We start from the raw sequence: 11267 nt of genomic DNA, 5'->3' as shown, positions 1-11267 counted from the left end.
GTGATCGCCTACAACCGTTTTTCTACGAGATTGGATAGCTTAACGGGCCGGTACGAGTTGTTTGTCGAAGAATTCGTGGTCTTATTACAAAGACAGGCGCACATGAAATGAGAAAAAATAAGCGCAGAAAGCCAATGGGCGAAATCAACGTCGTCCCTTATATCGACGTGACCTTGGTACTGTTGATTATTTTTATGATTACCACGCCCATGTTGCAAACGGGTGTAGAAGTTGATCTGCCGAAAGCGGAATCGGCAACCGTCGAGCAAAAAGAGGGTGTGCCGCCCATCGTTATTTCCATCAAGAAAGAAGGCCAATATTTTATTAACGTCGATGGTGTGACGGATGATCTTGTCCAGCCGGAGGAAATCAATGCGCGGGTTGAGGATGTGTTAAGCAACAACAAAAGCCCACAAGTGCTGATTAATGCGGATAAAAGCGTGGATTATGGTTCTGTAGTGACGGTTATGGCATCACTAAAAAATGCGGGCGTACCCAATGTGGGGTTAATGACCAAGTCGGATGACGACCAATAAGATATAAATGGATAGTCAAAAAAAGCTTACCAGGGCATTCATTTTAGCCTTGGCATTGCATCTAACTTTGCTGGGCTTGTTTGCCTTAAGCGCGTTGTTCAAACCTAAGGCGGAACTGATGCAACCGGATGAAGACATCATTCATGCCACGATTGTAGAAGAAACCCAAGCACCAGCAAAAACTAAGCATGTCGAGAAAGCCAAGTCGACAACTGAACAAAAACAGGAAAAAGAACAGCCATTAGCAACCGAAAAGGCGGAGGCTAAAAAAGCAGAATTGCTTAAGGAAAAAGAAGCGGAAGCCAAGAAGGAAGCGGATGCAAAAGCTAATGCCGAAGCAAAAAAACTTGAGGACGTTGAAGCGAAGAAGTTAGAAACTGCCAAAAAAGCAGAAGCTAAGAAGGAAGAAGCCGCTAAAGCTGCCGACGAGAAAAAAGCCGAGGCTAAAAAACTGGAAGCGGGGAAAGCTAAAGAAGAAAAAGAAGAAGCTAAAAAAGCAGCTGCCGCCAAAGAAAAAGCTGAAGCAAAAAAAGCCGCAGCCGCAGAAGCAATGAAAGAGGCCGCCGCGAAAGCCAAGGCAGAAGCGGCGGCTCAGGCAAAAGCTGAGGCCAAGAAAGCTGCGGCATCCGAAGCTAAAAGACAAGCTGCTGCCGAAGCCAAAGCGGAAGCCGCCGCGCAAGCAAAAGCAGAAGCTAAAAAAGCGGCGGAAGCAGAAGCAAAAAAGGAAGCCGCAGAAAAGCGTATTGCCGAATTAGCCGCTGCCGAAAATGCCAAATTGGAAGCCGCTGTAAAAGCGAAAGCCGATGCTGCGAAGGCACTCGTTGCTTCAAATGAAAACGAAATGAAAAAGTATGAAGGCCTTATTAAGCAAAAAGTACACAGGAACTGGATAGCTCCACCAGGTTCATCAGGTTCTACTTGCAATGTTAGATTAAGGTTAGCCTCAGATGGAACAGTGATGGATTCAACGGTCAGTTGTAACGGTAACGATATTTTTGCCCGTTCGGTGGAAAACGCCATCAATAGATCGTCACCCTTGCCTGTTCCTAAAGATAAGAATTTGCTAAAAGAATTTCGAGCAATTGCTTTTACTTTTAATGCTAGAAGCTAGCCTTAACTACTGCTAATATCTTATTGATCTTCATGATATATTAATGTTAGAAATATATAATATTTCGCAATATAGTTGTTTTGAATTAGAAGCTTATTGAGGTAGGAACGTGAATTTTCTTATAAAAATCCTAATGCTAGGTTTAATGATAGCTTTCGCGCCGTTGGGCCAGGCCGAACTGACTATCGACATTACCGAAAGCGCCGATGATGGCATTCCCGTCGCTGTCGTACCGTTTGCTTCATCAGGCGTACCTGTGGACATCAGTTCTGTGGTCAATGCCGATCTAGCGCGTAGCGGCTATTTCAAAATGCTGGCTGAACAATATATGCGGAGCAGGCCGAGTTCTGCTTCGGCAGTGCAGTTTCCAGAATGGCAGGCACTCAACCAGAATTATCTGGTGGTGGGTCAGGTTGGCGGTGGCGCTGGCGGTCAGTACAACGTGCAGTTCCAATTGCTGGATGTCATGAAAAACGGACAACTGCTGGGTTATCAGATGAATTCGTCCACCGCTGATTTACGACGGACGGCGCACCTTATTAGCGACCTGATCTTTGAAAAATTGACTGGGAAAAAAGGTGCATTCAGCGGTCGTATTGCGTATGTGACCAACAACAAGCAGCAAAGCCAACTCCAGATAGCCGATACTGATGGCTTTGATCCGCAAACCATAGCGACATCACAAGAGCCGTTGATGTCGCCGTCATGGTCGCCTGATAAAAGCAGAATTGCTTATGTGTCTTTTGAGCGCAAACCCGCCGCCATTTATGTGCAAACTTTGGCGACAGGCCAACGGACTCGCGTGGCTGAATTCCCTGGCATCAACGGCGCTCCTGCATGGTCTCCCGACGGCACAAAACTGGCGCTGACCTTATCCAAAGATGGTAGCCCAGATATTTACACCCTTAATCTGGGAACCGGCGCATTAACCAAATTGACCAAAAGCTTTGCGATTGACACCGAACCAGTTTGGTCGCCCGATGGCAGCAACATCGTATTCACCTCAGATCGCGGCGGCAAACCGCAACTGTATATAGTCTCCAGCATTGGCGGTGGGGAAAAACGGATCACGTTTTCAGGCGATTATAACGCCCGCGCCAGCTTTTCTCCCGATGGCAAAAGCATAGCAATGGTGCATGGCAATGGCGGCGATTACCGCATTGGCGTGATGGACGTAGGCAGCAAGTCGATCAACGTGTTGACGACAGGCCCTGCCGATGAATCGCCCAGTTTTGCGCCAAATGGCACGATGATTCTGTACGCGACCAAAAAAGGCGGCACAGCTTACTTATCCGCCGTGTCTTTAGATGGTAAAATGCAGCAAAGACTGGCTTTTAACAATGGTGGCGTACGCGAACCTGCTTGGGCACCCTAAGCTTCGCATCGAATTCCCCTAAACCGATCAACATTCTCAGGAACAAAGACTATGAAATTAAATAAACTATTATGGGTTTTACTGGTAGCTATATTCGCCTTATCCGGTTGTAGTGAAGACGAAGCGACAGATAGCCTCGACAGTGCCGGACAAAATGCAGCCAGCGGCATCAACGACGCATCGACCAGCGGGTTATCAGGCATGGCAGGATCAGGTTACACAGGAGTTTCTGGGAATAATGCCTTCTTAGGCCCCGAATTCAGCGACCCGAATAACCCGCTATCCAGAAGTACGATCTACTTCATGCTGGATAGCAGTGAAGTCCAGCCGGATTTTATTCAAGTGATAAATGCCCATGCCCAATATTTGGTTGCCCATCCTAACCAAAAATTGACACTGGAAGGTCATGCGGACGAACGCGGTTCACCTGAATATAACATTGCCTTGGGCGACCAACGTGCAAAAGCGGTCGCTGGGATGATGAGGACACAGGGCGTTTCCGATGGTCAATTGACCCTGATTAGTTATGGCGAAGAAAAGCCTGCCGTATTTGGTAGTGATGAAAGCTCTTACGAGCGCAATCGCCGTGCTGAATTGTCTTATCAGAGGTAAGCATTGATGAATGCGCGGATTGCTTTGTTATTGTGTGCTTGTAGCACGGCTTGTGCTGAGTTGCCTCCGGTTGTTGGGAGTACGGGTGGGGTAACGCCCAATCCAGCGGTTAATGCTCCCAACCCACCTGCATCATTAACAACAACCTATGAGATGATGAAGCGGATAGAGCAAATGCAAGCTGAAGTGCAGCAACTCACCGGCAAGGTTGAGGAACAAGTGTCTCAGATTGAAGATCTGAAAAAGCAGCAAAAAACCATGTATACGGATTTCGATGACCGTCTACAGAGCATTGAAAATAAATCCGGTACAGGCGGTTCGCCGTTAGCAGAAACTCCTCCTGATGCTTCAGTACCCGCAGAGTCAGGCTCAACAGAAACAGAATCCTCTGCACCTGCAATCAGCGATCAGCCAGTTCCTCAAGGTCAATCAGAGGGCAACCCATCCGATGCCATTGGAAATACGGCGGAAACACCTGTTCCTAATCCTGCTCAAGCATCTTCTACATCTTCTGCCGCCAGCTCTGCCCAAGTTCCCGAAGCTGAAAAACAGGAATATCAACAAGGCTATGATGATCTCAGAAATGGCCGGACGAGCCAGGCTATAACTGAATTCAATGCCTATATCGCCAACCATCCAGGGAGCGCTTACGCGGGTAATGCACAATATTGGTTAGGTGAAGCCCATCGGGTTAATCTGGATAATGCCTCGGCCCGCAAAGCGTTTAGTGCTGTTGTCGAAACCTATCCTAACTCTGCAAAAGTCCCTGATGCTTTGCTAAAACTGGGGTATATCGAAATGGAAGAGAAAAATTCGGCAAAAGCCCGTGAATACCTGATGCAAGTGACCACTGGATTTTCGGGTTCCAAAGCCGCAAGGTTAGCGGAAAAAAAACTGCTTATCCTTGATGGAAGTGGGCCCTGATTGTGAGTTCGTTGCGCATAACGGAAATTTTTTACTCCCTGCAAGGGGAGTCCAACACAGTCGGCATTCCCACTGTTTTTATCAGGCTCACGGGCTGTCCCTTAAGATGCAGTTATTGTGATACCGAATACGCCTTCACTGGCGGCGAAAAAAAAGACATCAGCGACATTATTGCCGAAGTCGAGAGCTACGGAGCGCGTTATGTCACGGTCACGGGTGGAGAGCCGCTCGCACAGTCTTCGTGCTTTGAGTTGATGACAAGGCTGCTCGATCTGGGGTATATCGTCTCTCTGGAAACCAGCGGTGCTATTGATGTCTCAGCGGTTGACCCTCGTGTTATAAAGGTGATGGATCTTAAAACGCCCAGTTCAGGGGAATTAAGTAAAAACCTCTATCAAAATATCCAGTACCTAACCAAAAATGATCAGGTCAAATTCGTCATCGGTAATGAAGAAGATTACGGTTGGTCTAAGCAGATGTTATCCGAATACCACTTGCCAGTTTGTTGTGAGGTATTGTTTTCGCCTGTTATGGGGCAGCAAAACCCGACCGAGTTAGCCAATAAGATACTACAGGACAGGTTGCCTGTGCGCTTCCAAATCCAGCTTCATAAATTGCTTTGGGACGATGTCCGAGGCAAGTAGTACGTATGTCCAAAAAAGCGATCATCCTCTTATCTGGCGGGTTAGATTCAATCACCGTGCTGGCCGTTGCTAAGCAACAGGGGCTTGATTGTTACGCCCTAAGTTTCGATTATGGGCAAAGGCATCATGCCGAAATAAAGGCTGCCAGTGAGATAGCTCAGACGTATCAGGTAAAAGAACACAAAGTCGTCAAACTTGGACTTGACGCCATAGGTGGTTCAGCGCTCACCGATGAAAAAATCCAAGTTCCTGATAAACCCCAAGATGGCATACCGGTGACTTACGTACCGGCACGGAATACCATATTTCTGGCTTTTGCCTTGGGATGGGCGGAAGTATTAAAAATAAGGGATATTTTTATTGGAGTTAACGCGGTCGATTATTCCGGCTATCCCGACTGTAGGCCTGAATTCATAAAGGCTTTTCAACAACTGGCCAATCTTGCAACCAAAGCCGGGGCAGAAGGTGAACATTTCGCCATACACACCCCACTCATTGCCCTAAGTAAAGCCGACATTATCAAGTTGGGTGTTAAGCTTGGAGTTAATTATGCGCCTACCGTCTCATGCTATTCCGCCGATGACCAAGGCCGGGCATGTAGAGTTTGTGATGCTTGCCGACTAAGGATGCAAGGTTTTCTCGAATCGGGGGTACGAGACCCTACTCGTTACCAATAATAGAAAAATCTTGCAAAGATTTTGTTGATTGTTATAATTATGAGTCTTTGTTGGGTCGTTAGCTCAGCTGGTAGAGCATCGCACTTTTAATGCGGTTGTCGCGCGTTCGAGCCGCGCACGACCCACCATCAAAGCCGTTGATCCTTAAGCATATCAGCAAGATTGCCCGTCGAGTTGAAGCAACATAACCGCAGCAAGGCGCAAATTTAGGCGCACTTCTCTTCTGCATTATTTTTGCTCAATGAGTTGGCGTAATGAACCAGTTAGACCAATCCCCTTTAGTCCAATCCTGGACTAAAAATCCAACCCAATACAAAAATTATTTAAAGCATGATCGTTTGTTCGATCAATACTCAGTGCATTGCTTTGTTGTTGTCCGTGGAGGTGTGTAATGGCATACTGATCTTGCCCCACTCTAGCGGACACTCGGCTAAGGGAGTAATCTCTAAAACCGAGGTAACCTATGAAAACCAAAAAAGAACCAAATACCGCAGTTGTCCGCAACAAATATACCGCACAGTTTAAAGGACAGGCATTAGGACGGGCGGATCGGGATGGCATCCCCAAGGTGGCGCAGGATTTAGGCCTCGCCGAAGCGATGTTGTATTCGTGGCGTACAAAACGTCGTGAAACTGGCAAGCCGTTTGAAGGACAAAAGCTCCAGCAAGCCGAACTGGCCCGCCTTAAACGGGACAATGCCCGCCTGGAAGACGAGGTGGCTTTCCTAAAAAAGGCGGCAGCGTACTTTGCAAAACTGCCCAAGTGAAGTGCGCCATGACTAAGGCTAACGAAAAGCATTTCCCGGTAGGACTGATGTGCCGCCTGCTGTCGGTTTCGCGTAGCGGTTATTATGGCTGGAAACGGCGCCCACCTTCAGCCAGAGACCAAGCGAGGCAGATGCTGAAGGCTGAAATCAAACGGGTGTTTGAGGACGGAAAAGGACGGCCTGGCGCACCCAGGGTCGCCCGGCGGCTTCGGGACGAAGGCAAGGCAGCCGGTCGGCACCGCGTCGCCAGGATCATGCGGGACAACGGCTGGCGGGCGAGGGCGGCCAGGAAATACAAGGCGACCACGAATAGCCGCCATAGCTTACCGGTTGCCCCCAACCTATTGGAGCAAAACTTCACGGCGGATGCGCCCAACCAAAAATGGGTGTCGGACATCACCTATATCTGGACGGACGAAGGTTGGCTGTATTTGGCGGTCGTACTTGAGCTTTATTCAAGGCGGGTGATTGGCTGGGCAATTAATGAGCGGATGGCGGCAACGCTGGTGTGTGATGCCCTGATCATGGCATTATGGCACCGAAAGATGCCAAAAGGCGTGATAGTCCATTCTGACCGGGGCAGCCAGTATTGTCCGTCTGCCTACCAGAAACTTTTCAGCAATCACCAATTGATTTGCAGCACGGGCAAGAAAGGCGACTGCTATGACAATGCGGCAATGGAAAGCTGGAACCACAGCTTTAAAGTCGAAGCGGTGCATGGCGAACGCTTTAAAACCCGTTCCGATACCAAGTATCAGGTGTTCGAATACATTGGAGTGTATTACAATCGCAAACGGCTTCACTCGAAATTGGGCTATCTAAGCCCAGCCGCGTTTGAAGCGAATGAAACTAAAAAAGTCGCTTAGTGGGGTGTCCGTGAAATCTGGGCAAGATCACCCTTGAGCCGGACGGGTTTTGCAAACCTGACCGCATTGTTTCTGCTACGCTACGTTAACCGCATTGTAGCTTGAAGTTGTTTTGAAACGTTAGGGACTGGGTTGCAAACCCAGTCCCGCTTGGTACCCTGTTTTTCGGGGGCAATATGGCTAAAAATCTGAAAGTGTTTTTGGCGGGATTGCTGCCCTAAAAGCATTTAAAATCGCAATGACATCAATAAGTTCCTGGGTGATAGCCCCGGCTACCGGCGAAAGATAGCCTAATCCGGCAAAACCCATCCCTATCAAACTCAATGCCATTCCGCCTATTGCACTTTGTAAAGCGATTCTACGCATACGCTCGCCAATATGAAAAAGTTCATCGACTTTCAGCAACGAGCTATCCATGATCACCGCATCGGCGGACTCACCCGTAATATCGCTATTCTGGCCGAAGGCGATGCCTATGGTCGCCGCAGTCAGCGCCGGAGCATCATTGATTCCGTCGCCCAGGTAGACGGTTTTTGCAGCCTTGGTTTCATTGCGGACTATTTCCAGCTTCTGCTCGGGGCTTTGGCTAAAAAATACATGTTTTATGCCGACTTGTTCGGCAAGATAACGGACTTCCGACTCCCTGTCGCCTGACACGATCATAACCCGGCCAAACGAATGCTTAGGATGTAAATGGTTGATGAACGACGAACTGTCGGAGCGCACTTCATCCCTGAATTGCAATAGGGCGGCGTAGTTGCCGTCAATAAGGACAACACATTCCAAACCGCCACTGACGGGCGGCAACTGACTCAAGATTTCCGGCTGGTGTTCCAGAATTTTTTTACGGCTGGTAATCTGGACTTTTTCCCCCGCCACATCACCTATCACGCCTTCGCCAGCCAACTCTTTGATATTATTGACAGCAAGGAATGACAACCCTGCTGCTTCTGCCGCCCTGACAATCGAATTGGATAGCGGATGCCTGGAATATCGTTCCAGGCTGGCGATTAAAGTCAGCACGGTTTTTTCATCATAAGTGCTGGTCGGAATCAATTTTGTCAGGGACGGGCGGCCATAGGTGAGTGTGCCGGTCTTATCAAAAATCGCAGTCCGGCAAGTGCCTATGGTTTCCAGGATGGCTGGATTTTTGATGATAATTTCGCGCCGTGCAGCCAGTGAAATGGAACTTATAATAGTAACCGGTATGCCGATCAATAAAGGACACGGAGTGGCGATCACGAGTACCGCCAAAAACCGGACTACATCGCCAGTCATCACCCAACTTGCCAGGGCGATAATCAGGGCTAATGGCGTGTAAAGCGCACCTAGCTGGTCGCCTAACCGTCTAAGGCGAGGCCGGTGCTGTTCAGAAGCGCGCATGACTTCCGTGATTTTTGCATACCGCGAATCAACCGCCAGTTTATCCGCACGAATCGTCAATGCCGAATCACCGTTAATCGCCCCTGACATGACTTGCGAGCCGCTGGTCTTGGACATCATGTACGGCTCGCCGGTCAGATAGGATTCATCCATGGCCCCACCCCCTTCCAGCACCGTGCCATCCACTGGGCAAATCTCATGCGGGAGCACCAATAAGGTATCGCCAATTTTGACCTGTTCCGTGGCAATGTCAGAAAGCGCCTCGCCTGATTTTTTGTGGGCAATGGATGGCATACGTTTAGCCAGTGCCTCTAACACCGAAGAAGCCTTTTTTACCGCATACGATTCCAGCACTACACCGCTGGAAAGCATTAATATCACCAGACTCCCGGCCAGATGCTCACCCAGCAAAACCGCTGTGACTATTGACAGTCCAGCCAATAAATCGGCGCCAAAGTGACCTTGCAGGAATTTCCCTATAATCTGGAAAACCAGGGGAATTCCGCCCAGCGCTAATACCAGGTACAACGGCATTTGCACCAAGGAAACAGGAAAACTAAGCTGACCTTGATAGATATTGGGATAAATATTGGCGACCGCTGAAGCTAAGGAAACATTGAGCGATAGCGTATAGGTTTCATCACCTATCTTCAAAGCATACTGGAATACCAGGTAAACACAAATACCCAGCAAACTTAACAGCAAAATGATTTTTTCAGGGCTTGTTTGCTGGGTTGAGGTCATGTTTTTTGGATTTAGGAATATAAGTGGCTGTTTTTTCGAGGCAGATCGCTTCAATGACCGCACATTCCAATCGGTGACGTTCTACGTCAACCACTTCAAGCACGGGATACCTGCCGCCTTTATTGTTGATTCTGGCAGAAGTTTAACCCAAAACTACCTAAGGAAACTCTGCACAGTCCTTCGACAAGCTCAGGATGTCAACTTCTCAATTTTGATTTTCTTTCCCTGGTAATTTCTGCTTGTTGACTAAGAGTTGTCGTAACCATGCCTGCCATACTGCCAGCAATACCGACAGGATGATCGGGCCTAAAAACAAACCGACTGCGCCAAAAGCGGTAAGTCCGCCAAAAACACCGAACAGGACAACTAAAAAAGGGATCCGTCCGGCGCCACTAATCACCAAAGGCCGGATGACGTTATCCACTGTGCTAATGGCAAAAACACCCCAAAGCAACAATCCGATTCCATGCCAGATTTGGTTTGAAAGAATCAAGCCGAAACTAACAGGCAACCACACCAAAGTGGCTCCCATCGGAACCATCGCCAACAATGCGGTAATTGCGCCCAATAATGCGGGCGCATTGACTCCAGCAACCGAATAGCCGATGCCCGCCATCAAACCCTGCCCCAAAGCGGCAAGCACCAGCCCATAAACCACCGCACGCGCCGTATCCCCGGCTGCTTGCAGATAAATGTTCTGGTATTCGCCTAAAAAATAGCCAAGACCCTGCCGTAATTGCTTGACAGCTTGCTGTCCATCACGAAAACAAAAGAACAGCGTCACCAAAATGAAGCCAAGTTGCATGATGTGGCGACCAACACCACGAAGAAAGTTGCCCAATTCACCCAGCCACTGTTTTGCCCAATCGACCAGTTGTGCTTTCACCCCGGCTTCATCGGCATTTAATTGGTCGAGATACTGTTGCAGATAATGACCTAACCAGGGGATTTGGCTGACGCTGTCAGGTAATTGCTTGGGTGGGTGTGCAAAGTTCGGTAACAGAATTTGATAAATAACTTTAACTTCAGCTTGCAATATGCTCACCAGCCAATAGATTGCCAGTGTAATCACTGTGGAAATAACCCCCGTCATGACAGCAGCGCTCAGCGTTGCATTGTGATTTAATTTTGCCTTAAGCCATTGATAGGGTGGCCACATGACATAAGCAATAATGAATGCCCAAGTAATGATTAGCAAAAAATTACGTAGCACCGCATAACTAAGCCAGATAAGGCAGGCAAGCAAGATGCCGGGAATGACATATTTGAGGGGGGAATTGTGCAAAAATTCGTTCATTACCTTGGCTTTAGGTGTAAGAAATCTCAGGGTTGTTTATAGATGGGTTGATTAAAATAAGCGGTAAGTATTTCATAAGGGGTGGCGTTATTCAAACCCTTATGGGGTTTGGCCGTGTTGTAGGAGTTAATGAAGCGCATCAGCTCGATATGGCGGTGCTGCCCGTCCTTGAACACTTGTTGGCGGTGCCCCATGTCCATCAAGGTGCGGATGACCCGTTCCGCCTTGCCGTTGGTTTGGGGTCGGTTGACGCGGGTGGACTTCTGGCCGATGCCCTGCTGTGCACAGGCCTTGACGAAGGCGTGCCGGTCAGTCCCCCGGTATTCCTTGCC

Annotated in this window: 11 protein-coding genes and 1 tRNA gene; 9 read left to right on the top strand and 3 right to left on the bottom strand. The window is 48.6% G+C overall.

The genetic code is table 11. From position 1 onward, the window contains the following. The first annotated feature begins 134 nt into the window (after positions 1 to 134). From tolR to ACLQ6D_RS15390, 9 genes are all read left to right on the top strand, one after another. Positions 135 to 536 carry a protein TolR gene (tolR, locus tag ACLQ6D_RS15430; protein WP_411728203.1) on the top strand — a complete coding sequence of 134 codons (402 nt, stop codon included), beginning with the start codon at positions 135 to 137 and terminating at the stop codon, positions 534 to 536. A 7-nt stretch (positions 537 to 543) separates the two neighbouring features. Continuing rightward, positions 544 to 1647, top strand: coding sequence for a cell envelope integrity protein TolA (gene tolA / locus ACLQ6D_RS15425; RefSeq protein WP_411728202.1), 1104 nt, complete (start codon positions 544 to 546; stop codon positions 1645 to 1647). A 133-nt stretch (positions 1648 to 1780) separates the two neighbouring features. After that, on the top strand, positions 1781 to 3022 hold the full coding sequence (tolB, locus tag ACLQ6D_RS15420; RefSeq protein ID WP_411728201.1) for a Tol-Pal system beta propeller repeat protein TolB: 1242 nt from the start codon (positions 1781 to 1783) through the stop codon (positions 3020 to 3022). Positions 3023 to 3073: 51 nt separating this feature from the next. Then, positions 3074 to 3634 (top strand): peptidoglycan-associated lipoprotein Pal, encoded by a 561-nt coding sequence (gene pal, locus ACLQ6D_RS15415; protein WP_411728200.1) that lies wholly within the window; start codon positions 3074 to 3076, stop codon positions 3632 to 3634. A gap of 6 nt (positions 3635 to 3640) precedes the next feature. After that, the gene (ybgF, locus tag ACLQ6D_RS15410) at positions 3641 to 4558 is read left to right on the top strand and encodes a tol-pal system protein YbgF (protein WP_411728199.1); all 918 of its coding nucleotides are present in this window, start codon (positions 3641 to 3643) and stop codon (positions 4556 to 4558) included. Beyond that, positions 4558 to 5202, top strand: coding sequence for a 7-carboxy-7-deazaguanine synthase QueE (gene queE, locus ACLQ6D_RS15405; protein WP_411728204.1), 645 nt, complete (start codon positions 4558 to 4560; stop codon positions 5200 to 5202). The genes ybgF and queE overlap by 1 nt, the downstream gene beginning before the upstream one ends. A 5-nt stretch (positions 5203 to 5207) precedes the next feature. Further along, the gene (gene queC / locus ACLQ6D_RS15400; protein ID WP_411728198.1) at positions 5208 to 5879 is read left to right on the top strand and encodes a 7-cyano-7-deazaguanine synthase QueC; all 672 of its coding nucleotides are present in this window, start codon (positions 5208 to 5210) and stop codon (positions 5877 to 5879) included. A gap of 52 nt (positions 5880 to 5931) precedes the next feature. Next, a tRNA-Lys gene (locus tag ACLQ6D_RS15395) sits at positions 5932 to 6007 on the top strand. Between the two features lie 335 nt (positions 6008 to 6342). Then, positions 6343 to 7511, top strand: a protein-coding gene (locus ACLQ6D_RS15390) for an IS3 family transposase (protein ID WP_411728197.1) whose coding sequence is annotated in 2 segments (ribosomal slippage) — positions 6343 to 6616 and positions 6616 to 7511 — 1170 coding nt in all. Because the reading frame shifts where the segments join, the coding sequence is not laid out codon by codon here. 180 nt (positions 7512 to 7691) lie between these two features. On the opposite strand, the gene ACLQ6D_RS15385 is transcribed toward ACLQ6D_RS15390, so the two are convergent. The 3 genes from ACLQ6D_RS15385 to ACLQ6D_RS15375 form a co-directional block, all read right to left on the bottom strand. Further along, the gene (locus ACLQ6D_RS15385; protein WP_411728196.1) at positions 7692 to 9638 is read right to left on the bottom strand and encodes a heavy metal translocating P-type ATPase; all 1947 of its coding nucleotides are present in this window, start codon (positions 9636 to 9638) and stop codon (positions 7692 to 7694) included. Between the two features lie 205 nt (positions 9639 to 9843). After that, on the bottom strand, positions 9844 to 10935 hold the full coding sequence (locus ACLQ6D_RS15380) for an AI-2E family transporter (RefSeq protein ID WP_411728195.1): 1092 nt from the start codon (positions 10933 to 10935) through the stop codon (positions 9844 to 9846). Between the two features lie 26 nt (positions 10936 to 10961). Continuing rightward, the coding region (locus tag ACLQ6D_RS15375) for an integrase core domain-containing protein (RefSeq protein ID WP_411728194.1) at positions 10962 to 11267 on the bottom strand (306 nt) is incomplete at its 5' end.

This window comes from Methyloglobulus sp. (assembly GCF_046714055.1).
Classification (GTDB): domain Bacteria; phylum Pseudomonadota; class Gammaproteobacteria; order Methylococcales; family Methylomonadaceae; genus Methyloglobulus.
Note: the sequence above shows the minus strand (reverse complement) of the source record. Positions and strands in the feature narration are given on the sequence as shown.

What these genes read in the sequence shown, in the direction of transcription:
- tolR (WP_411728203.1), top strand. Translation starts at nt 135, where the DNA reads ATGGGCGAAATCAACGTCGTCCCTTATATCGACGTGACCTTGGTACTG.
- tolA (WP_411728202.1), top strand. Translation starts at nt 544, where the DNA reads ATGGATAGTCAAAAAAAGCTTACCAGGGCATTCATTTTAGCCTTGGCA.
- tolB (WP_411728201.1), top strand. Translation starts at nt 1,781, where the DNA reads ATGCTAGGTTTAATGATAGCTTTCGCGCCGTTGGGCCAGGCCGAACTG.
- pal (WP_411728200.1), top strand. Translation starts at nt 3,074, where the DNA reads ATGAAATTAAATAAACTATTATGGGTTTTACTGGTAGCTATATTCGCC.
- ybgF (WP_411728199.1), top strand. Translation starts at nt 3,641, where the DNA reads ATGAATGCGCGGATTGCTTTGTTATTGTGTGCTTGTAGCACGGCTTGT.
- queC (WP_411728198.1), top strand. Translation starts at nt 5,208, where the DNA reads ATGTCCAAAAAAGCGATCATCCTCTTATCTGGCGGGTTAGATTCAATC.
- ACLQ6D_RS15385 (WP_411728196.1), bottom strand. Translation starts at nt 9,638, where the DNA reads ATGACCTCAACCCAGCAAACAAGCCCTGAAAAAATCATTTTGCTGTTA.
- ACLQ6D_RS15380 (WP_411728195.1), bottom strand. Translation starts at nt 10,935, where the DNA reads ATGAACGAATTTTTGCACAATTCCCCCCTCAAATATGTCATTCCCGGC.